This window comes from Streptomyces sp. NPDC006197 (genome assembly GCF_040613865.1).
Taxonomy (GTDB): domain Bacteria; phylum Actinomycetota; class Actinomycetes; order Streptomycetales; family Streptomycetaceae; genus Streptomyces.
In genome coordinates, this window is the sequence record NZ_JBEXSZ010000003.1 from 69,012 (window position 1) to 90,084 (window position 21,073).

17 protein-coding genes and 6 pseudogenes are annotated in these 21,073 nt (G+C 72.7%); 11 read left to right on the top strand and 12 right to left on the bottom strand.

All coding sequences use genetic code 11. From position 1 onward, the window contains the following. Positions 1 to 126 precede the first annotated feature (126 nt). From ABZ318_RS01415 to ABZ318_RS01435, 5 genes are read right to left on the bottom strand one after another with little or no spacing between them, the layout of a single operon-like run. Positions 127 to 924 (bottom strand): SDR family oxidoreductase, encoded by a 798-nt coding sequence (locus ABZ318_RS01415; RefSeq protein ID WP_356900436.1) that lies wholly within the window; start codon positions 922 to 924, stop codon positions 127 to 129. Further along, positions 921 to 3,074: an acetate--CoA ligase family protein gene (locus ABZ318_RS01420; protein ID WP_356900437.1), complete on the bottom strand. Its 2,154-nt coding sequence runs from the start codon at positions 3,072 to 3,074 to the stop codon at positions 921 to 923. The genes ABZ318_RS01415 and ABZ318_RS01420 overlap by 4 nt, the downstream gene beginning before the upstream one ends. Continuing rightward, positions 3,071 to 4,276, bottom strand: a complete 1,206-nt coding sequence (locus ABZ318_RS01425) for a Glu/Leu/Phe/Val dehydrogenase dimerization domain-containing protein (protein WP_356900438.1) — start codon at positions 4,274 to 4,276, stop codon at positions 3,071 to 3,073. Before ABZ318_RS01425 ends, ABZ318_RS01420 begins: the two co-directional genes overlap by 4 nt. Then, complete coding sequence (locus ABZ318_RS01430) at positions 4,273 to 5,937, bottom strand: 5-guanidino-2-oxopentanoate decarboxylase (protein WP_356900439.1); 1,665 nt, start codon at positions 5,935 to 5,937, stop codon at positions 4,273 to 4,275. Before ABZ318_RS01430 ends, ABZ318_RS01425 begins: the two co-directional genes overlap by 4 nt. Further along, complete coding sequence (locus ABZ318_RS01435) at positions 5,937 to 7,094, bottom strand: acyl-CoA dehydrogenase family protein (protein WP_356900440.1); 1,158 nt, start codon at positions 7,092 to 7,094, stop codon at positions 5,937 to 5,939. The genes ABZ318_RS01430 and ABZ318_RS01435 overlap by 1 nt, the downstream gene beginning before the upstream one ends. Before the next feature lie 384 nt (positions 7,095 to 7,478). Between ABZ318_RS01435 and ABZ318_RS01440 the strand changes: the two are divergent. The 3 pseudogenes from ABZ318_RS01440 to ABZ318_RS01450 form a co-directional block, all read left to right on the top strand. Then, positions 7,479 to 7,739 (top strand): annotated as a pseudogene (locus ABZ318_RS01440) (transposase); the annotation flags it as partial. A 66-nt stretch (positions 7,740 to 7,805) separates the two neighbouring features. Beyond that, a pseudogene (locus tag ABZ318_RS01445) lies at positions 7,806 to 7,969 on the top strand (transposase); the annotation flags it as partial. Further along, positions 7,960 to 8,379 (top strand): annotated as a pseudogene (locus ABZ318_RS01450) (transposase); the annotation flags it as partial. The pseudogenes ABZ318_RS01445 and ABZ318_RS01450, both read left to right, overlap by 10 nt. 67 nt (positions 8,380 to 8,446) lie before the next feature. Here the strand turns inward: ABZ318_RS01450 and ABZ318_RS01455 are convergent. Beyond that, a complete protein-coding gene (locus ABZ318_RS01455; RefSeq protein ID WP_356900441.1) occupies positions 8,447 to 10,717 on the bottom strand; it encodes an MMPL family transporter in 2,271 nt (756 codons plus the stop codon). Between the two features lie 175 nt (positions 10,718 to 10,892). Here ABZ318_RS01455 and ABZ318_RS01460 point away from each other — a divergent pair, with 175 nt between their 5' ends. Continuing rightward, on the top strand, positions 10,893 to 12,065 hold the full coding sequence (locus ABZ318_RS01460; RefSeq protein ID WP_356900442.1) for a histidine kinase: 1,173 nt from the start codon (positions 10,893 to 10,895) through the stop codon (positions 12,063 to 12,065). Continuing rightward, a complete protein-coding gene (locus ABZ318_RS01465) occupies positions 12,040 to 12,702 on the top strand; it encodes a response regulator transcription factor (protein ID WP_356900443.1) in 663 nt (220 codons plus the stop codon). Before ABZ318_RS01460 ends, ABZ318_RS01465 begins: the two co-directional genes overlap by 26 nt. Before the next feature lie 148 nt (positions 12,703 to 12,850). Here the strand turns inward: ABZ318_RS01465 and ABZ318_RS01470 are convergent. Then, positions 12,851 to 13,058: pseudogene (locus tag ABZ318_RS01470) on the bottom strand (transposase); the annotation flags it as partial. 69 nt (positions 13,059 to 13,127) lie between these two features. Here ABZ318_RS01470 and ABZ318_RS01475 point away from each other — a divergent pair. Continuing rightward, positions 13,128 to 14,041: pseudogene (locus tag ABZ318_RS01475) on the top strand (transposase family protein). 121 nt (positions 14,042 to 14,162) lie between these two features. Here ABZ318_RS01475 and ABZ318_RS01480 read toward each other — a convergent pair. The 3 genes from ABZ318_RS01480 to ABZ318_RS01490 form a co-directional block, all read right to left on the bottom strand. Further along, the gene (locus ABZ318_RS01480; RefSeq protein ID WP_356900444.1) at positions 14,163 to 15,128 is read right to left on the bottom strand and encodes an MASE1 domain-containing protein; all 966 of its coding nucleotides are present in this window, start codon (positions 15,126 to 15,128) and stop codon (positions 14,163 to 14,165) included. A gap of 171 nt (positions 15,129 to 15,299) precedes the next feature. After that, entirely contained in the window at positions 15,300 to 16,142 is an 843-nt protein-coding gene (locus ABZ318_RS01485; RefSeq protein WP_356900445.1) for a PP2C family protein-serine/threonine phosphatase, read from the bottom strand. A gap of 3 nt (positions 16,143 to 16,145) precedes the next feature. Next, entirely contained in the window at positions 16,146 to 17,060 is a 915-nt protein-coding gene (locus ABZ318_RS01490) for a hypothetical protein (RefSeq protein ID WP_356900446.1), read from the bottom strand. Between the two features lie 341 nt (positions 17,061 to 17,401). Between ABZ318_RS01490 and ABZ318_RS01495 the strand changes: the two are divergent. From ABZ318_RS01495 to ABZ318_RS01515, 5 genes and pseudogenes are all read left to right on the top strand, one after another. After that, positions 17,402 to 17,695 (top strand): annotated as a pseudogene (locus ABZ318_RS01495) (acyl-CoA dehydrogenase); the annotation flags it as partial. An 86-nt stretch (positions 17,696 to 17,781) separates the two neighbouring features. Further along, on the top strand, positions 17,782 to 19,494 hold the full coding sequence (locus ABZ318_RS01500) for a serine/threonine-protein kinase (protein ID WP_356900447.1): 1,713 nt from the start codon (positions 17,782 to 17,784) through the stop codon (positions 19,492 to 19,494). Positions 19,495 to 19,639: 145 nt separating this feature from the next. Then, a complete protein-coding gene (locus ABZ318_RS01505; protein ID WP_356900448.1) occupies positions 19,640 to 19,861 on the top strand; it encodes a hypothetical protein in 222 nt (73 codons plus the stop codon). Between the two features lie 110 nt (positions 19,862 to 19,971). After that, the gene (locus tag ABZ318_RS01510) at positions 19,972 to 20,106 is read left to right on the top strand and encodes a hypothetical protein (protein ID WP_356900449.1); all 135 of its coding nucleotides are present in this window, start codon (positions 19,972 to 19,974) and stop codon (positions 20,104 to 20,106) included. 17 nt (positions 20,107 to 20,123) lie between these two features. Then, positions 20,124 to 20,282, top strand: a complete 159-nt coding sequence (locus ABZ318_RS01515) for a hypothetical protein (RefSeq protein ID WP_356900450.1) — start codon at positions 20,124 to 20,126, stop codon at positions 20,280 to 20,282. Between the two features lie 56 nt (positions 20,283 to 20,338). Here the strand turns inward: ABZ318_RS01515 and ABZ318_RS01520 are convergent, their stop codons facing one another. Next, positions 20,339 to 20,551 carry a hypothetical protein gene (locus ABZ318_RS01520; RefSeq protein WP_356900451.1) on the bottom strand — a complete coding sequence of 71 codons (213 nt, stop codon included), beginning with the start codon at positions 20,549 to 20,551 and terminating at the stop codon, positions 20,339 to 20,341. Between the two features lie 57 nt (positions 20,552 to 20,608). Next, a complete protein-coding gene (locus tag ABZ318_RS01525) occupies positions 20,609 to 20,836 on the bottom strand; it encodes a hypothetical protein (protein ID WP_356900452.1) in 228 nt (75 codons plus the stop codon). Positions 20,837 to 21,073: the final 237 nt, after the last annotated feature.

Below are 21,073 nucleotides of genomic sequence, written 5' to 3' on the forward strand. Positions count from 1 at the left end.
AGGAGCGCCGGGGAAGCCCGGTCCTCCTCGGCCGCAGCCGTGCGCGCGTCCGGAAGACCGGTGCCGGCCCTCCCACGCCTGAGGGGCGGCGCACGGGCCGCCCCTCGCTGCGTACGGTCTGCTCCGCTACCCGGCCGACCGCCCGTACACCTGCTTCCCCAGCCACTGGCCGCCGTCCACCGTGAGGCACTCGCCGGTCAGGTACGACGCCCCGTCGCCCAGGAGGAACAGCGACGCCTCCGCGATCTCGGCGGGGTCGGCGAAGCGGCCTGCCGGGACCGTGGCCAGAACCTCCTCGCGGGCCTCGTCGGTGGCCCACAGGGCCGCGCCGGCGCCCTCCGTCTCCGTCGGGCCGGGGGCGATGCAGTTCAGGCGGATGCCCAGCGGGGCGAGCTCGACCGCCAGGGTCCGCGTCATGGCCAGGACGCCGGCCTTCGCGGCGGCCGAGTGGACGGTGCCCGGGTGGCCGTGCCAGGCGTACGTGGCGATCACGGAGAGGATCGAGCCGCCGGTGCCCTGTTCGCGCAGCTTGCGGGCGACGGCACGGGTGCAGTAGTACGAGCCGTTGAGGACGATGTCGACGACGGCGCGCCAGCCGCCCGGGGACAGGTCGATGCCGGGGACGACGAAGTTTCCGGCGGCGTTGTTGACCAGCCCGTCCAGCCTGCCGAACCGCTCGACCGCCGCGGCCACCAGCGCGTCCACCGCCTCCGGGTCGCGTACGTCCGTCGGCACCGCGAGGGCCTCCCCGCCGGCCTTCTCGATCAGAGCGACCGTCTCGTCGAGCCGCTGAGGGGTGCGGCCCGCCACGGTGACGCGCGCACCCGCCGCCGCCAGCGCCAGCGCGATCGCGCGGCCGATGCCGCTGCCGCCGCCGGTCACGAGGTACGTACGGCCGGCGAACCGGCCGGGTTCCGATGTCATGTCAGCACTCCATGGGCGTCGAGGGCGACCGCGCCGCCCGGGTGGACGAGCAGCGGATTGACTTCGAGTTCGATGAGCTCGGGATGCTCGGACGCGGCCCGCGCCAGCGCGCACAGGGCGTCCGCGGCGGCATCCAGGTCGACGGCGGGCGCGCCTCGCCAGCCGGTGAGCAGCGGTGCGTGCCGCAGGGAGAGCAGCAGCTCGCGCGCCCGTCCCGGGGTGAGCGGGGCGAGGGCGAGCGCGGTGTCGGCGAGCAGTTCGGCGGTGACCCCGCCGAGGCCGACCATGGCGACGGGCCCGAACGCCGGGTCGTATCGCACTCCGGCGATGAGCTCGACGGAGTGGGGGTGGACGGCCATCTCCTCGACCGCGTACCGGGTGACGCCGGTGGCGGCACGCATCCGGGCGAAGGCGGCGCGCAGCGCGGTCTCGTCGGCGATGCCGAGGGCCACCCCGCCCGCCTCGGTCTTGTGGGCCAGGCCCATCGCCTTGAGGACGAGCGGGTATCCGGTGCGGTGGGCGGCGTCGGCCGCCTCGTCGGCCGTGCCGACGAACTCGGCGGTGGGGAAGTCGAGTCCATGGGACCGGAGCAGGGTCCGGACGCTCTCGTACCCCCCGTCCGCGACGGGGCGGGACGGGGACGGCACCCGCTCGGGCGGCGCGTACGGCGTCGCGCGTGCCTGCCGGGCCGCATGGGCCAGGGCGGTCGCGGCCTGCTCGATGCGCTCGTAGACGGGTACGCCGTGTTCGCGCAGCACGGTCAGGGCCGGGGTGTCGCGGGCCATGGTGTGGACGACGAGCAGCCGGCCGGCCTTTCCCGCGGCCTCCGCCAGCTCCTCGGCGACCTCGCACTCCTCGCGGGTCTGGTCGGGGTTGGCCGTGGCGTAGTCGCCGAAGTAGCCGGTGAGGACCGTGGCATCGGTGTCCCCGCCGTCGAGCAGGGCCCGGGTGATCCGGGCGTAGTTGCGGAGGTCCGCCTCCCCGGCGCCCGCGAGGTCGACGGGGTTGCCGCAGCCGCCCCGGCCGGGGAGGTGTGCGGTGACGGCGGCCCGGGTGGCCTCGTCGAGAACGGGGACGTCGAGCCCGCGGGCGGCCAGCGCGTCGGCGGCGAGCGCGCCCTGGCCTCCGCTGTCGCCGACGACGGCGATGCGCGCCGCTTCGGGGGACGCGGGGGCTCCGCCGGCGGCGTCCGCGGGTACGGCCCGGCTCAGCCCGGGGCACGGCCCTTGTCCCTGTCCTTGTCCCTGCCGCTGCCCTTGCCCCCGCGCCCGCCTCTGCCCCAGACCGTGCCGTGCCGCCGTCAACAGCACGGCCGTGTCGACCAGTTCGCCCGCCGACTCCAGCAGGATCGCGCCCGTGTCGCGGCAGACGGCGTCCACCACCGCCCGGGCGCTCACCAGCGCGCCCGTGTGGGAGGCCGCCGCGCGGCCGGAGGCCTCGCTGCGGCCGAGGGTCAGCAGCAGGACGGGCTTGCCGGCCGCGTGGGCGGCGGCCAGGGTACGGGCCAGGCGCCGCCCGTCCCGGAAGTCCTCCACGTACGCGGCGACGACGCGCGTCGCTTCGTGGGCGATCAGCGCGTCGAGGGCGTCCGCCGCGTCGATGTCGCGCTGGTTGCCGAGCGAGACGAACCGGGAGAACCCCTGTCCGGCCCGGGAGAGGAGTCTGCCGATCTCGAGTGCGAGGTTGCCGCTCTGCGACACGAGCCCGACCCCGCCTGCCGGGAAGTCGCCCCAGCTCAGGCGTAGTTCGGTGGTGGTGTCGACGACGCCCATGCAGTTGGGGCCGAGCAGCCGCCCGCCGTGCGAGGTGACGAGCGCGGCCAGTTCCCGTTCCTCCTGCGGACCGGACCCGCCGGACGTGATCACGGTGAAGCACCGCGCGCCCGCCGCGAGTCCCTGGACGACCACGGGCCGCACCTGCGATGGCGGCACCGCGACGACGACCTGCTCGGGGACGGTCGCCAGGGACCCGAGGTCCGGCAGGAAGGGTACGCCGTCGAGGTTGCCGCCCCGCTGGTTGACGAGGTGGACGGTGCGCCGGGAGCGTCCGGCGAGGGCGCCGGCGGCCAGCCAGTAACCCCACTTGGCGGGGTCGGCGGAGGCCCCGACGACAGCGACGGAACGCGGGTCGAAGAGGGCGTCCAGGCTCATGCGTACCAGCCGAAGCGCGCGGCGATCACCGGCAGCCGGTCCGCGACGACGCCGTGCGCCGCCGCGCGCGGGGTGGTCCCGTCGCGCTCGGCCCGGGTCAGGACCTGCTCGACCAGCGCGCGCATGGAGCGCCGGATGTGGGCGAACGCCTCGTCCGGGTCCGCGCCGATGTCGCCGAAGAGGGTCCACCACCACCAGGCGTTGGTGGCCGAGTTGACGACCACGTCCGGCAGGACGGTGATGCCGCGCGCCGCCAGCAGGTCCTCGGCCTCCGGCAGGACCGGCATATTGGCCGCCTCGGCGATCCAGCGGGCCGTGATGCCGGCCTGGTTGCCGGCGTCGACCGCGTACGAGACGGCGGCCGGGACGAGTACGTCGGCGTCGGCGGACAGCCAGGCGTCGCCGGGCAGTTCGCGGTCGTCCGCGCGCAGGGCGGCGCGGTCCACGGTCCCGTACGCGTCCCGGGCGGCCAGCAGCGCCTCCACGTCCAGGCCGTCCGGATGGACGATCGTCCCCTTGACGTCGGCCACGGCGACGATCTTCAGCCCGGCCCGGGCCAGGAAGCGGGCGGTCGCCCCGCCCATCGTCCCGAAGCCCTGCACCGACACCCGCGTCCCCGCATGGGGGACACCGGCCCTGTCCAGCGCCGTCAGGACCGATTCGGCGACCCCGCAGCCGCCCGCCAGCTCGTCGAGCCCGATGCCGTCCACGTCCACGGCGAACGCGTCCGCGAGCCGGCGCCGGGCCGCGGGCTCGTCGTCGAGCAGCGGGTACACGGCCTGGATCGAGGAGACCAGACCGGCCTCGGCGGCCGCGCGGTCGACGAGGTCCTGGGTGAGGCCGAGGTCCTCGCCGGTGGTCCAGAAGTGCTCGATGTGCGGCCGCATCGCGCGGAGGTAGCGGACCAGCACCCCATATGCCTCGGGGTCGCGCGGGTCGCAGTCGATGCCGCCCTTGGCGCCGCCGAGTGGGATGTAGCGGCCCTCGGGGTCGTAGTGCAGGGCCTCCTTCATCGTCATGCCGCGGGCCAGGCCGGCGACCTCGTCGAGGGTGCAGCCCTCCCGCATCCGCAGCCCGCCGCTGGAGACGCCGCGTACGAGCCGGTCGATCACCAGGTGGCCCTGGCGGCCGGTCACGTGGTCCGTCCAGGTGAGGGAGATGAGAGGGGTGGGCGTGAGGGCGGTCGCGGTCTCGGGCGTCATCGGGGGGACTCCTCGGGAACGTCGGGAACGTCGGAGACTTCGGGAACATCGGGAACTTCGGGAACGGTGAGGACGGTGGGTCCGGGAGCGGTCAGCGCGCGGGCCAGGGCGGCGGCGAGCTCCTCCGGCGAACGGACCACCGCGCCCCGGCCGCCGTAGGCGCGGGCGAGCGCGGGGAGGTCGACGGCGGGCAGGTCCACCGCCAGGGGAGTGTCCCCGCGGGCCGCCATCTCCTCGCGGATCTCGCCGTAGCCGCCGTTGTCGAAGACCACGACGGGAAGCGGGAGCCGAAGCTGCGCGGCGGTGGCGAGCTCCTGCACGGAGAACTGCAGGCCGCCGTCGCCGCTGAGGGCGACGACCTGCCGCTCGGGGCACGCGGTCTTCGCGCCGATCGCGGCGGGCAGGGCGTAGCCGAGGGTGCCGAAACCGGTGGGGTGCAGATAGCGGCCTTCGGGGCCGAGGGGCAGATGGGGCAGTGCGCCGTAGTAGCAGCACTGGGCGCTGTCGGAGGTGAGGACGGCGTCCTCGGCGAGGACGCGGCGCACGGCGTGGAGGTACGGCAGCCAGCGCGCGTCGCGGGTACGGGTCTCGTCGTCCCGGGCCGCACGGAGGGCACGGACGCCGGCGGGGTCCGCGGGGACGTCGTCGGTTCCTCCTCGGCACTCGGCGAGCAGTGCCTTGAGCAGGGCGCGTGCGTCGCCCACCAGGGGCACGTCCGCCGGGAGTCCCGCGTACATCTGGGCGGGGTCCACGTCGACCCGGATCAAGGTGCCCGTCAGGGCCGGCGGCGGACCCCAGATGTCGGACTCGGCCAGCTCCGTGCCGACGGCGAGGATCACGTCGCGGTCCACCAGCCACTTCTGCACGGCCGGGCTGTGCAGCGACACGCCCAGCGAGAGCGGATGGCGCTCGTCCATCACGCCCTTGCCGTTGGCGGTGGTCACGGCGGGCGCGCCCAGCTCCTCGGCGAGCGCCGCGCATTCCGCGGCCGCCGCCCGGGCCCCTCCGCCCAGGACCAGCGCGGGCCGTCGGGCCGCGCGCAGGGCTTCGGCCGCCTTCCCCACCGCCGCCGGGTCGGGTGCGGGGGGTCCGGTGAGCGGCGCACGCCGTACGGGCCCTGCCGGCTCCACGGTCTCAAGCAGGTCCAGCGGCACCTCGATGTGCACCGGACGGGGCCGGCCCGTACGGAAGAGAGTGAAGGCCCGTGCCACCGCCGAGCCGATCTCCTCCACCGACGACACCCGGTGGCTGAAGGCCGCGACGCCGCGCAGAGCCTCGGTCTGGCTGCGCATCTCGTGGAGGAGCCCGGTGGACTGCCGGGGGTGCCGCAGCGGCATGCCGGGGGAGACGACGAGCAGCGGCACGCTGTCGGAGTAGGCCTGGCCGACGGCGGCGGCGATGTTCAGCAGCGCGGGGCCGGTGGTGGTGATCGCGACACCGGGTCGGCCGGACACCCGGGCGTACGCGTCGGCGGCGTATCCCGCACCCTGTTCGTGACGGGGCGTCACATGGCGTATGCCGTAGTCCCGGAGGTGGCGGTAGATCTCCAGGTTGTGCGTGCCGGGGATCCCGAAGGCGTCGGTGACACCGTGCGAGGCGAGGGCGCGGACGACGGCCTCGCCGCCGGTGACGGCCTCGCCTTCCTCGGGCGGAGTCGTCATCACAGGCCCCGCGAGATCACGAGCCGCATGATGTCCGAGGTGCCCTCCTCGATCTCCTCCAGCTTGGCGTCCCGCATCCACTGCTCCACCGGGTACTCGCGCGAGTAGCCCCAGCCGCCGAGGGTCTGCACGGCGGCCCAGGTGCAGTACGCGGCCGTCTCCGAGGCGGTCAGTTTGGCCATGGCGGCCTCGGTCGTCGCGGACAGGCCGGCGTCCAGGCGCTTGGCCGCGCGCCAGGTCATCAGGCGGGCCTGCTCGATCCGGGTCCGCATGTCGGCCAGCCGGAACGCCACCGCCTGGTGCTCGATGATCGGCTTGCCGAACTGCTGCCGGGTGCGCGCGTAGTCGCGTGCGTACTCGTACGCGGCCCGCGCCACGCCGGTCGCCGCCGCCCCCAGCACGACCCGCGAGATGTCGAAGGTCCGCATGAGCCCCCGGAAGCCCTGCCCCTCCTCTCCGAGGCGGTTCTCCTCGGGCACGAAGGCGTCGGCGAGGAAGATCTCCCGGCACACGATGGCGCGTTGGCCCATCTTGCGCATGGGCTCGCCGAAGGTGACGCCGGGAGTGTCCTTGCGCAGCAGGAAGGCGGTCACGCCCCTGGAACGTTGAGTGGGGTCGGTCTTGGCGAAGACGACGTACTGCTCGGCCTCCCCCGCGTTGGAGATCCAGGCCTTCTGGCCGCTCAGCAGGTAGCCACCGGCGGTGCGGGTGGCCGTCGTCACGATGGAGGCGGCGTCGGAGCCGGCGCCGGGTTCCGTGGTGGCCAGGGCGGTCATCGGGGTGTCGGGACCGGTCAGCGGGGTGAGCCAGGTCCGCTTCTGTTCCTCGGTGCCGAGTTCGAGCACCGGGTCGGCGAAGAAGCCGTTGGAGCAGAGCAGGTTTCCGATGCCGAGGTCGCCGACGCACAGCTCCTCCTGCACGAGGCACTGGGTGAAGACGTCGGTGAAGCCGCCGCCTCCGTACTCCTCGGGAAGCATGAAGCCGGTGATGCCGACCTTGGCGGCCTTGTGCCACAGGTCCCACGGCGTCTCGACGTCGGCCTCGTCCACGGCGCGCGCCCGCGGGCGGATCTCGTCACGGGCGAAGGCCCGGGTGAGTTCGACGATGCCACGCTGCTCGGGGGTGAACGGAACCAGCTCGGTGGGGAGGTCGGACATGGTGCCTCCAGGTGTGGCAACGGGGTCGCTAACTGAACCGTCAGTCAGTATCGAGAGGCATCGGCGGCACTGTCAACGCCCGGGATCCGCCCACTTCCGCCCCCCGCCTCCGGACCGACCTCCGGGAGTCGCGGGCCGGCTGCCGGCTCGTCGGGGTGGCGGTGATCACGGATGCCCGCGGGGGAGCGCTGCGTACGCGTGTGGCGTCGTCGTGGTGGGACCCGGTCGGGCGAACGACGCCAAGTGGTCAACGTCGGTGCCCATCATGACCCGCCGTTGCTGGCCTCGGAGGACGGCCAGCGGTGGATGTCGGTAGCGCTTGCTGGAGCAGCCTGCGGCGGGCCTTGACCCCCGGTCTTGGACACCGTAGAGGCTTGGATCTTGATGGCCCAGGAGAACGGAGTCCCCGTAGGGACGAAGCACTACCCCGCCGAGTTCAAGGCGGACGCAGTCGCGTTGTACCGGGCGAGGCCGGGAGCCACGATCAGGTCCGTCGCCACCGATCTGGGAGTGCACACCGAGACACTCCGGAACTGTATCGGGGCCGCCGGCGGACGGTGCCCTGGCGCCCGCTTTGCGCCGCGGGCCGCGACCCGGAGCGCCGGTGACGACGTTCAGACTGAGCTGGCCGCAGCGCGGAAGAGGATCCGCGAGCTGGAAGGAGCGCGACATCCTCCGCGAGGCGGCCCGGTATTTCGGAGGGGAGACGCGCTGGACCGGTCGAGGGCGGTGATCGACTCCAGCCACGTCCGGGCCGCCCGGCGCGGCCCCAAAGCGGTCCCAGCCTGGTCGACCGAGCACGTCCGGGCAGCAAGCACCACGTTTTCGTCGACGGGCAGGGCATCCCGCTCGCGGTATCGCTGACCGGCGGAAACTCCGGCTGAAGGCCGCCCTCCTCGGACGCTCCAGGGGCGGGCAGACCATCAAGGTCCACCTCCCTGCCGACCGCAAGTGCCGCCCGCTGGCGTTCGTCCTGACCGCGGGCCAGACAGCGGACAGCCCACAGTTCATCCCCGTCCTGAAGAAGGTGCGGGTGCGCGGGGCTGTCGGCCGTCCCCGCGCCCGGCCGGACGCGGTCGCCGGAGACAAGACTTACTCGTCTCGCGGCAACCGTGCCCACCTGCGCAAACGTCGTATCAAGGCGGTCGTCCCAGAGAAGACGGACCAGGCCGCCAACCGGAAGAAGAAGGGCTTCAGAGGTGGCCGATCCGACAGCTACCTCGCCGGTCTCCACCTGGGCGCCTCGATGATCTGGATCAAGGACCTCACCAGGACCACCCGATGATCACGACTCGATATGCCCCTGGGCGACGCGCTGAGGTGCCGGACGCCAAGGGCTGGCAGGAGTCGAGTCAACGGTCAACCAGCCGTGGACGCGGGGCTTCACCCGTGGGTTCCGCGTCGGTGCCGTCGGTGCCGACCGGGCCGCGGGGAAGCATCCGGTCCAGCCACTTCGGCAGCCACCAGTTGGTCCGGCCGAGGAGTGTCATGGTCGCCGGTACCAGCACCATGCGTACGACCGTGGCGTCGATGAAGATCGCGGTGGCCAGGCCGAGCCCGAACATTTTGGTGGAGGGGTCCTCGGCGACGGCGAAGGACAGGAAGACCGCCACCATGATGAGGGCGGCCGAGGTGATGATCCGGGCGGTGCGCGAGACGCCCTCGACGATCGCCGTGCCGTTGTCGCCGGTGCGCAGGTACTCCTCGCGTATGCGGGAGAGGAGGAACACCTCGTAGTCCATCGACAGGCCGAACAGGATGGCGAAGAGGAACATCGGGATGAACGACACGATCGGAACCGTCGCTTCCAGCCCGATGAGTGCGCCTCCCCAGCCCCACTGGAAGACCGCGACCATGATGCCGTAGGCCGCGCCGATGCTCAGCAGGTTCAGCAGTACCGCCTTGAGCGGTACGAGTATCGAGCGGAAGATCAGCATCAGCAGCAGGAACGACATCGCCAGCACGGCGGCGACGAACGCCGGCAGGCGCTGGCTGGTGCGCTGGCCCACATCGGACAGGCTCGCGGCGGCGCCGCCGACGTGGGCCCTGGCCGGGCCGTGCCCGATCGCCGTGGGCAGCACGTCGGTGCGCAGCCGGGCGATGGTGTCGGCCGTGGCCTTGTCCTGAGGGCTGGTGGTCGGGAACACCACGAGGGTCGCGATGCCGGTGGCCCGATCGATGTGCGTCGGCGCGACGGATGCGATGCCCGGATCCGCCGCGACCGCCCCGACGAGTCGGTCCAGCACTCCCGGATCACCGGTGGGGTCCGCGGCGATGACGAGGGGACCGTTGGTGCCCGGGCCGAACCCCTCGGCGACGAGGTCGTAGGCCCGGCGCTCGGTACGGCTGTGGGGCAGTGAGCCGTCGTCGGGCAGGCCGACGCGCAGGCCGAGCACGGGCAGCGTCGCGGTCAGCAGCAGCCCCGCCGCGCCGACCGCGTACGGCACCGGGTGCCGGCTGACGTGCCCGATCCAGCGACGCCACCCGGCGGCGTGGGCGGCGCCTGCCGCCGGGTCCCGCCGCCGTGCGAGTCGGCCCGGCTTCCTGGCCTGCAGAGCCCGGCCGATCCGGCCGGCCCGGGCCAGGCGCGGGCCCGCCGCGCCGAGGAAGGCCGGCAGCAGCGTCACCGACGCGAGCACCATCGTCAGGACGACGATCGAGACGGCAACCCCGCCCACCGTCATGAACGGCACGTTCGCGACCGCCAGGCCGAGGATCGACACGACGACGGTGCCGCCGGCGAAGACCACCGGCCGCCCCGCCGTTGCCACCGCTCGTCCGGCCGCCGCCTGCGGATCGAGCCCGCGCGCGAGGTACTCCCGGTGCCTGGCGAGCACGAACAGCGCGTAGTCGATGCCCACTCCGAGCCCGACCATGCTGCCCAGGACCGGCGCGAAGGTGGGGACCTCCGTCGCCCCCGCCAGTACCGTCATCGTGGCGACCCCGACGGTCAGCCCGAAGACCGCCATGCCGATCGGCAGCGCGGCGGCGACGAGCGAACCGAACGCCAGGAACAGGATCGCGGCCGCGGCGAGGAGGCCGATCAGCTCGCTCGCGCCGCCGTCGGGGTCGGAGAAGGCGTAGAAGAGGTTCCCGCCCATCTCGATGCGCAGCGGCAACTCGGCGCGCAGTCGGTCGCCGAGATCGACGAGGGCGTCGAGGTCTTCGGCCGACAGCCGGCTCTGGTCGGGGTACTGCACCCGGACGACCGCGATCCGCCCGTCGGCCGAAACGAGGCCGCCGCGCACGGCGGTGTCCCCGCCCGCGTCGAGCGCCCCCGCCGGGTCGCTCGCGGCGAGCACGTGCGGCAGCCGCTTCACCTCGGCCCGCAGCCGCGTGAGAGCGGTGCGCGCGCCGTCGTCGTCGAAGAACGTCGTAGCGCCGTCGAGGGGGGTGACGACCACTTGGGCGGTCATCCCCTCCTGGCCGGTGCCTGCCCGCCCGATCAGTTCCGCGGCCCGCTGGGAGTCCAGTCCCGGAGCGGTCATCGAATCCGCGGTACGCCCGCCGAAGGCGATCGCGGCGAGGACGGCGAGCGTGGCGGCGACCAGCCATGCCGAGATCACCCGCCAGGGACGGCGGGCGGCGCCTGCGCCCAGGCGCAACAGGGCTTTCGAGAGCATCGGTTCCTCCAACCACCTCGTCGGCCGTCCTTGTACGGCCGACGATGCCGAGGCTCCTCGCCACGGCGCTTGGCGGCATCGGCCCGCGGGCCGCGGATCCGTCGGCCCCGAGGCGGAGTGACGACCCGTACTTTCGGCCGATGCGCGGCACGCCGCGGCCCCTAGGCTGAGAACCGTGCTCCGAGACGACCTGCGAACCCTGTGGACCGAACCCCGGCCGCCCGACGCGCCCGCCCGGGTGTGGCGGGACTGGGCGCTGCTCGCCACGGGCCTTGCCGATGTGGCGCTGGAGGCCACCCTGCGCGAGAACGTCGTATGGCGACCGGTGGCGGTGGTGCTCGCCGTATGGCTGTGCCCGCTGCCCCTGTGGCGCCGGACCCGCCCGCTGGCGATGGTGACGCTGGCGTTCGGCTCGGTGATCCTGCTTCCGGTGGCCTCGCTCGTCACCGAATCGCGCGAGCCTGTCGGCCTGTACACCGGTGCGGTCGTGCTCGTGCTGGTGTACGCGCTGCCCCGGTGGGGATCGGGACGCGAGATCGTGCTGGGCGGCGCGGTGATCCTCGCGGCCGGCGCGCTGTGTGTCGTCACGGACGGGACCCCGGTCGTCGAAAAGGTCGTGGGCTTCGTCTTCCTGCTGGTGCCCGGCGTGGTCGGGGCTGCCGTGCGGTTCCGAGTGACCGCTCGCGAGCGGCAGTTGGAGCAGGTGCGCTCCCGCGAGCGCGAGCAGCTCGCCCGGGAACTGCACGACACGGTGGCCCACCACGTGTCGGCCATGGTGATCATCGCCCAGGCGGGCCGGGTGCTCGCGGGCGCCGACCCGTCCGCCGCCGTCGAAGCGCTGGAGGGGGTCGAGGAGGAGGGGGCGCGCACGCTGGAGGAAATGCGCGCCATGGTCGCCGCGCTGCGCGACCGCGGGGTCGGCGCCGAGCTGGCGCCCCCTGCCGGAGTCGCGGATCTGGAGCGCCTGGTGCGCACCCCGGGTGGTCGCCTCAGGGTCGACCTGGGGCTCGACGGCGAACTGGACGCGCTGCCCCCGGCCGTGGACGCGGCCGTCTACCGGATCGTGCAGGAGTCGGTGACCAACGCGCTGCGCCATGCGGTCGACGCGACCGAGCTCGTCGTTCGGGTCGCCGCGGAACGGCACACGGTACGGGTGAGCGTGCGCGACAACGGCCGGCGCACCGGCCGGGGTCGCGACGGATACGGACTTACCGGACTGCGCGAGCGCGCGACCCTGCTCGGCGGCACACTACGAGCCGGCCCGGGTACCGACCGGGGCTGGCACGTCGAAGCCGAACTGCCGGGAGCGAGGAGCGAGAGCGGTGTCCATTCGGGTCCTCGTCGCTGACGACCAGACGATCATCCGCACCGGGTTGCGGATCATCCTGAACGCCCAGCCCGGCATCGAGGTGGTCGGCGAGGCCGCCGACGGGCGGGAAGCGGTACGTCTGGCCCGCGAACTACGTCCGGACGTCTGCCTGTTCGACATCCGCATGCCCGTACTCGACGGGCTCGGGGCCACCCGGCTGGTCGCCGGCCCGGGCGTCGCCGACCCGCTGGCCGTGGTCGTCATCACCACGTTCGACCTCGACGAGTACGTCTACGGCTCACTGCGTGCCGGCGCACGCGGATTCCTCCTCAAGGACACGGGACCAGACCTTCTGGCGCAGGCCGTACGGTCGGCGTCCGACGGTGAGGCGCTCATCGCTCCCAGCGTCACCGTCCGTCTGCTCCAGGCATTCGCGGACCTGCCCGCCGGCCGGCCCGTGGCCCAGCCGGTCTCCCCCGTCACCGCCCGCGAGGAGCAGGTGCTCCTCGCCGTCGCTCGCGGGCTGACCAACACCGAGATCGCCGATGCACTGCACATCAGCCTCAGCACGGTGAAGACGCATCTGGCCAGCCTGATGGCCAAACTCGGCGCCCGCAACCGGGTCGAGATCGCGATGTGGGCCTACGAAACACGCCGCATCCTCCCCGGAACCTGAGCCGGGTGCCGGGCCGTGCCCCTATGAGTCCCCGCCCGGCCATCAGCGCACCGGTCGGCTCACGTCGGCTCCACCTGCACGCCTCGATGATCTGGGCTGAACTCGGTCGCGCCGATCGTCGTCGAGCGCTTCCCGGGCGAGTTGGAGTCAGGCGGCGGTCGCGGAGGACCCTTCCAAGCCTTCATGCGGGCGAAGGTGTGCTCGACGCGAGCGCGGACTCTGCGGTGGGAGGCGTTGTGTTCTTCCTTCCAGGCCAACAGCTCTGCCTGACCGCGTTCTCGGCGATGCGGGATGATCAGGCCGGTGCCGCGGTAGCCACCGTCTGCAATCACGGTGGTGCTGCCGACCGAGTTCTTACGAACTGGTGCGTGACAGCGGCTGATGGCGTGGCCATTGCCGGGTGGCAGGAGCCGGATGCGGCGATCATGGTCAACCGGACGGTTCTCGCGCATCAGGTGTTCACGGGAATATCCCGACGCCATCTCGTCTCTCTGCTCCAGGAATTGGCCGGTCCGTGGCAGGTCGTGGTCGAGGGACGTCGTCACGAAGTACGAGGCGGAGCCAGGAAGCGGGCCGCAGGAGCCGGTGCCCGGCACCAGTTGGTCTTCATCGACCGGCTGACAGCCGCGCTGATCCATCTGCGGCACGATCTCCCGCACGCGGTGCTGGGGCTGCTGTTCGGGGTCGACCGCTCCACGATCACCCGCGCGATCGGTGGGATACGCGGGCTCCTGGCCGAGTGGGAATGCGCGGTCCCCGACCGTCCTGGCCTGCGGCTGCGGACCCTGGCGGATGTGTTCGTCCATGCCCAGAGCGAGGCGTCGGACTGCGGCTGGGCGCCACCGAGGTCCAGGTCCGACGACCCGCAGCCGGCCACGGCGGACGCCGGGCGTTCGTCTCGGGCAAGAAGAAGCAGAACACGATGAAGGCCACCGTCGTTGCCGATGCCCGGGGCCGCACGCTGTGGGCCGATGCCCTGCGACCTGGTCGGATGCACGATACGGCCGCCGCACGCAACGAAGGCGTCGCCGTCTGCTTCCAGCGCTTCCCGGAGGTGGAAGTGCTTCTGGACGACGGCTGCCTCGGTCTCAGACGCGACCACCCCGGACAGGCCATCACACCACCCAGAAAACCGAACAAGATCGCTTTGCTGCACGTGCACGCAGCCAGAGAAGAGGCCTGGCGCAACCACTCATCGAAACGCATCACCGTCGAGCACGCGCTCGCCGGCCACAAACGCTGGAAGCAGCTGACCCGCTGGACCCACCGGCGCGAGGTCCTGCCCGACACCTACCGGGCCATCGCCGGTCTCGTCTCCGACCGCAACACCACCACCTGACAAAACCACCAGCTCAGGACCGTGCATCTCCAACACAAACACGCACCAGCCTGTCAGCGCCGGACAGTTCCCACGCCTTGCAGTCGTTGTACGGCTCCTGATCCCTGCTCCGGCGCGGGTGTCACGGATCCCGGTCCCCGCCGGGTGGGGCTGCCCGGCTCTCGGCGGTGCCGGGTGGACCCGGCGAGGGCTCGCCCGCCGCGAGGTGCTCCAGGACCTCCGCCAGTTCCTGGCAGGCGCGGCGCACCGACCGGCGGGTCGCACGCTGCTCGGTGATGACGGAGGCGAGAAGCAGGGCGGTCAGGGCGGCGGAACCGTTGAACGCCTGGAGCTTGGCCATGATCTCGACGTCCGTCAGGTGGAGGAACGCGCCCCGCCCGGAGGTCGCCTCGAAGGTGGTGAGCACGGAGGCGAAGAGCGCGCACAGCATGCTTCCGGCGAGCTGGAAGCGGAGCGCTGCCCAGATCAGCAGGGGGAAGACGAGGAACAGCATGCTCATCGGGCTGAGCACGGCCATGGGCATGAGGACCAGGGTCGTCAGCCCCAGAAAGGCCGCCTCTTTCCAGCGCCGTAACCGGAACCGTCCGGCCGGCCCCGCGAGGACGAGCAGGAGCGGGGCGACGAGCAGCACCCCCATCGTGTCGCCCACCCACCAGGCCAGCCAGACGGGCCAGAACTCGCTCTTGTCCAGGGAGCCCTTCACCACCTGCAGTCCGGCCCCCGCGGTCGCGCTGATCAGCATGGCGCCGAACCCGCCGAGGAAGACCAGGGAGAGTCCGTCCCGCAGCCGCGCCATGTCGCGCCGGAAGCCGGCCTGTCTCAGCAGCAGGAAGGCGCAGAGCGGCGCGGCGGTGTTGCTCACCACGGTGACCACTGTGGTGGGCCCCGGAGTGGTGAGGGAGGCGATGACCAGGAAGGAGCCGAGGGCGATCCCAGGCCAGACCCGCGCGCCGAGCAGCAGCAGGGCGGCGACGGCGACGCCGGTGGGCGGCCAGATGGGGGTGACCACCGCGTCTTCGACGACGAGGCGGCCCATCAGGCCGAGTCGTCCGGCCGCGTAGTAGCAAACCGTCACGGCCAGCGACATCAGAGCCGCCTCCGTAGAGGGCCGGAACTGCCGAGTATCCAACACGTCAGCCATCAGACACCGGCCGGGCCGCCACGACCGGGCAAGGACCCCTGCGTGTCGGACGCCGCCTTACGGCACGGGCCCGACCCGGTCCGAGGGCCGACCCGGCCCGGGGCGAGCCCCCTCCCCTCACTCCTCGGCCGCCGACCGGGCCGGACCGCCGTCATGGCCGACGACCAGGACGGCAGCGTCGTCCTCGTGCCCCACCGTGGCCGCCAGCTTCATGACGGCGGTGGCGAGCGCGTCGACGTCCAGCCCGGCGACGGCGGTGATCCCGGCGAGCCTCGTCACCCGGTCCAGGCCCTCGTCGACGTGGAGCGAGGGCCCCTCCACCACCCCGTCGGTCAGGAGGACGAAGACACCGTCGGCGGTGAGCCGGTGGAGCGTGGTCGGGTAGTCGACGCCGCGGAGCACACCGAGCGGAGGCCCGCCCTCGCTGTCGTCGATGCCGGAGCGGCCGTCGGTGGTGGCCCAGATGTAGGGGATGTGACCGGCCCGGGCGCACTCCAGGGTGCCGGCAGCGGGGTCGAGCCGCAGGAAGGTGCAGGTGGCGAAGAGGTCGGCGCCCAGAGAGATCAGCAGGTCGTTGGTGCGACCGAGCAGCTCTCCCGGGTCTGCGGTGACGGAGGCCAGCGCGCGCAGTGCCACGCGGACCTGTCCCATGAAGGCGGCGGCCTCGATGTTGTGCCCCTGCACGTCACCGATGGACATGCCGATCCGCCCGCCGGGCAGGGCGAAGGCGTCGTACCAGTCACCGCCGACGTTGAGCCCGTGGTTGGCGGGCTCATAGCGGACGGCCAGCCGGGCGCCCGGAAAACTGGGCAGGTCCGAGGGCAGCATGCCGCGCTGCAGGGCCACGGCGAGCTCGACACGGGAACGCTGCGTCTCGGCCAACTCCCGCGCCCTGGCGGTCAGCGACCCGAGCCGGACCAGAAGGTCCTCGCTGTTGTCGGTCGGCCGTCTGCGGAACATCGATCACTCCGACGTCACGACAATCCTCGCATCAGTCCGTCCCGTCTCCAGCACGCGGGACCACAGGGGACCACCTCGGTACGAACAGGTCCTTCCCCACTCTGCCCGGAGGGGACGGCGTCCGCATCTCATCGGCGGAGAACGCGGCGGATCCCAGCGGGGCCACCCCGCACCGCCGGAAACGAACATTCGTTCGGCTAGATCGAAGGCATCGTCCCGCCCCCGACCTCCGTCCGGACCGAGCAGACCGACGCCGCGCGACTCGCCCGGCGCCGTCAGGACCGTGCCGCCAACGGAGGAGACGGTGGCCAGGGCTCCGTCGTCCCCGCCCACCCCGTCGTTCTTCCCCCGGTTCAGGACCCGCAGCTTCGTGCCGTCGGCGGCGTCCCGGACCGTGATCGCGCCGCCCGAGTCGTCCGGGGTCATCAGGGTCGTGCCATCCGGGCTGAGCGCGAGACCGGTGAACGCCATGTCCTCGGACGGGACGGCGATGTCCACGAGGCTCCGGTTGCGGGTGGTGTCCCACACGGTGATCCGGGTCGGTTCGCCGAGGACGTCGACCGAGCCCCGGCCGAAGGCGAGGCGTCGCCCGTCGGCGCTCAGCGACATCAGCACGGGGGAGTCCACCGAGGTCCCGCCCGGCGGTGCCACCGGGACGGTGGCCAGGCACCAGCCCGTACGACCGTCGAGGAGGGAGATACGGCCAGCGCGGACGACGGCGACGAGACGGCCGTCGGCGCTGTGGACGGACTGTGGGGCCGCCCCCTCCTGCCACGACCAGCCCAGGGCCCGGCTCACGTCGAGGCCGCGCACGGTCCGGGCGGCTGTTTCGCCGAAGGCATGGAGCGGCGCCGGGTGAAGAAGCTCTTCGCGGACCTCCCGCCGGAGGAGGGTGTCGGGATGTACGGCTTCCGGCACTATTTCGCCTCGAACGCCCTCGGAAACGGCATCCCCTCACCGACGTGGCGGAGTGGATGGGCACCAGTCCATCGAGGAGACGTACCGGACCTACCGGCACCTGATGCCGGGCAGCATCACCAAGGCCGCCCAGGTCCTGGACGCCGGCCTCTGGGAAGCAACCTGATTTCCGGATTTGAGGGAGCAGTAGGTTCTTCGAGTGCTGGTGGTACACGTCTCATGTGGCTGCTGACCAACAGGAACGACCACGATGCGGCCAAGCTGTAGCCGGCTGGTCCGCGTATGGCCCGGATCTTGGTCGGCACGGAGCGGGCCCCTGACCGATGGTCCGTGGCGGCGGCGAGCAGAGCCGCGACCCGGGCCTGCTGTTCGCGGTCGGCCGGCTCTTCGAGCCGGTTGTCCACGCCCAGCTGGTCCCGGAGCAGACGGTCCTGACCGGCCTCGACGCGGACGGGCTCGACGAGCTGTTCGCCGCCCCCGTCCGCGACTGATCCGCGCACGCCGTCGAGCTCCACGGAAAGGAATCCGGGACCGAGGCGCAGCAGCAGTGGGCGCTCGGCGCGGTCCGCTGCCCGGTCGTCGACACGGAGCGCTCGCCGCGCGTCGAGGTGCTGTCCGGCGCGTACGAGAAAGCCCGGTCGCCGCCTCGCCGCACCCCGCGCCGGATGGCAGGCCGGGCCCGCTCCGGTCTGTCATCCGAAACCGCCTACGATGACCGTCCATGAGCACGAATGACGACCGAAGACCCCTGGTCGACGGACGCTTCCGACTGATCTCCCGACTCGGCAGCGGCGGCATGGGCACCGTCTGGCGCGCCCGCGACATCGCCCTCGACCGCGACGTCGCCCTGAAGGAGGTCCGCCCGCCCGACCCCGCCGTCGAGGACGCGAACCCCGGATTCGCCGCGCAGCTGCGCGAACGCGCCGTCCGCGAAGCCCGCGCCCTCGCCCGGCTGTCGAACCCGCACGTCGTGACGATCCACCACATCGTCGAGCCGCAGGACGGCTCGCACCCGTGGATCGTGATGGAGCTCGTCGAGGGCAGCTCCGTGTACGACCGGCTCGCCGCGGGCCCGATGCCCGTCCCCGAGGTCCTCGCCCTCGGCCGCCAGGTCCTCTCCGCACTGCGCGCCGCGCACGCCGCCGGCATCCAGCACCGCGACGTCAAACCCGCCAACGTCCTGCTCCGCCACGGAGGCGGGGCCGTGCTCACCGACTTCGGCATCGCCGCGTTCGACGGCGCCACCTCCCGGCTCACTTCCACCGGCGACCTGATCGGCTCGCCGGAGTTCATCGCCCCCGAGCGGGTCCGTGGCGAGGAGGGCAACCCGGCCTCCGATTTGTGGTCGCTCGGCATGCTCCTGTACGTGGCGGCCGAGGGCCACCACCCGCTGCGCCGCGCCACCGGCCTCGCGACCGTGGTCGCGGTGCTCGACGACCCGATCCCCGCGCCGGTGCGGTCCGGCGCGCTGGGTCCCGTACTGACCCGGCTCCTCGTCCGCGATCCGGCGCAGCGGCCGGACGGGGCGCTCCTGGACCGGCTGCTGGCGGAGGCGGAGGGCGGCGCGGTCACGGCTCCTGCTCCCGCTGCTGTTCCTGCCGCCGCTCCTTCTGCGCCCGTCGCCACCCCTGCCGCCCCCGGCCCGTACGCGCCGACGCCCGCGTCGTACCCGCACCCCGCATACGGCCCGCCCGCCGCGCCGGGCGCGGGCTTCGGCCCGCCGACGCTGCCCACCCCCGCGCCCTCCAGCCCGCGCAAGCGCGCCGCAGGCGTCGCCGTCGGCCTCGTGCTGGCGGCCGCCGCGGTCATCGGCGTCGTGAACCTGTTCCCTGACGGCGGCGACGGCAGCGGCGGGACCTCCGGGGCGAAGGGCGGCGTCTCGCCGACCGGCGCCGTACGCACCCCCGGCCAGCGCTCGGGCACGGTCCCGTCCACCTCCACCTCCACCTCCGCCTCCACCTCCGCCTCCGCGGTCCGCGGCAGCCTCCTCACCACTGCCAACGTCCGTGCCGTCATCGCGGAGTTCCGCCGGGTGAGCGGCACCACGACGATCAAGGACCTGACGGTCTACGAGGAGTACGCCCTGGCGAACATCCCGACCCGGCCCGGCGCGAAGACCTACGACGCGTACGAGTACCGGGCCGGCGTGGCCAGGAAGACCGGCCCCGGCGGCACCATCAGCGCCGACGACGCCGACGAGCAGCCCTTCGACGTGTCCACGATGCCCTGGGACAGCCTCCCCGCGCTGATGAAGCGCGGCGAACGCGACCTCAAGGTGGACGACCCCACGATGCGCTACGTCGTCGTCGAGCGCTGGACCTTCAACGACGACCGTCCGACCCTGCGCTTCTACCTCAGCAACGACTACCAGGCCAGCGGCTATCTCGCCGCCGACGCCTCCGGCAAGGTCGTGTCGACCCTGCCCGCGTCCTGAGGTCACGGCCCTTGCGGATCGTAGCCGTCCGCAAGGGCTCCTACGGTCCGGGCACGCCGCAGACACAGACAGGCGTACCGATGTCCGGACGATCCTGGGCACCGGCGCCTCCGGGGCCGTCGGCCGCCAGGTCGTCGCCCACGAGGTGTTCCTGAACGCCGTGTTCGCCGGGCAGGCCGGACCGGCGGCCGGCCAGTGGCGCGACCGCTGGTTCTGCCTGTTCCACCCGAAGGGCACCCGCTGTCCCGACATCGAGCGGTGGAGGTCACCACGGGCCGTCTGCACGGGCTGCGGGCCGGTCGACCCCCGGCAGACGTGGAAGAACGGCAACGCCGCCGCAAGGGAGTTCCCGGACACCTGTCGGTGACGCGGGTCGAAGCGCGGCCGGGTGCGGACGGCGGGCCACACGATGCCCTGCAGACGTGGCGCGCGACCTCGTGGCCTGCGGCGTCGAATCCATCTCGTAGGGGGATCCGTATGAAGGCCCGTGTCGTCGGCGTCGAGTTCCAGGGCAGGTGGCAGTACATGGCCACCTGCCCGTGCGGCTGGCGGTACGCACGCTGGGACGCCGACCGGGCGTTCCTCGTCACCCTCGCCGTCGCCCACGGCTGACTGGAGAAAGGAGCGCGTTGAAGATCCACATCTACGGCTACCGGGGCATCCGGCACTGGCGCTACCGAGCTGTCTGCCCCTGTGGCTGGTCCCTCGACACGCACGCCGACGCCGCCGTCCCCCTCCTCCCCCTCTCCATCCGAGACCACCGCCACGCGTGCCGGAAGTGCACATGACCCTCCGCGTGCACGTAACCCACGAGGGCTGGAAAGGGGCGCAGGGACGGCTTAGGTCAGGGGAGGGTGACGTTGTTGAGGGCGTTGTGGGTGGGCAGGGTGTCGGCGGCGTTGTCCTGCTGGTCGCCGTTTCCAAAGCTCTGGGACAGGAGTCCGAGCCCGGGAAGGTTGTTACCGACGCTGTCGGCCGACGCCGCCCCGGCCGAGGCGAGGACGGCGGTGGCGGCGACAGCGGCGGAGGCGAGGACACGGCGGTTGAAGATCGTCATGCCGTGCTCAACGAAGCCGGCCGCGACAAGGCACGGCACTCATCCCGCCAGCCGCCATCACCGGCGCTGCTCCGGCACCGCCGACGCGAGGTCGTCGGCAGCCGCGAAGGACGTCGCCGTGGTGACGGCGCGGTCGTCGACGACTCGGGATCCGCCTCGGGGCCGACGGGCCGTGACCGACACGGCCGTCACCACGGCCGGGCCCTCACGGACTTCCGGGCCGATCTGGGCGAGGGCGGCGGCCAGAGTGCCGATCGCGACCAGGACGTCGTCGGCCGCCGCCACGCTTCACTTGCCATGGCCGTGCGTCAGGTCTCCGTGTGGTTCGCTGAGCCGGAATCCCGAGGGGAGAACCCCAGTTGAGCGGGCCGGTGCCGACGGGGTCGCCTTGCGGTTCCCACCCGGTTTTCGGCCGAGAGCGGTCCGGTCCCGGGAGGTCAGGTCACGAGCCGTAGTCCTTTTGAAGGCCGCGCCAGGGTTCTTCGTGGTAGGGCAGGAGGCCCTCTACTCGCAGGTGCCTCG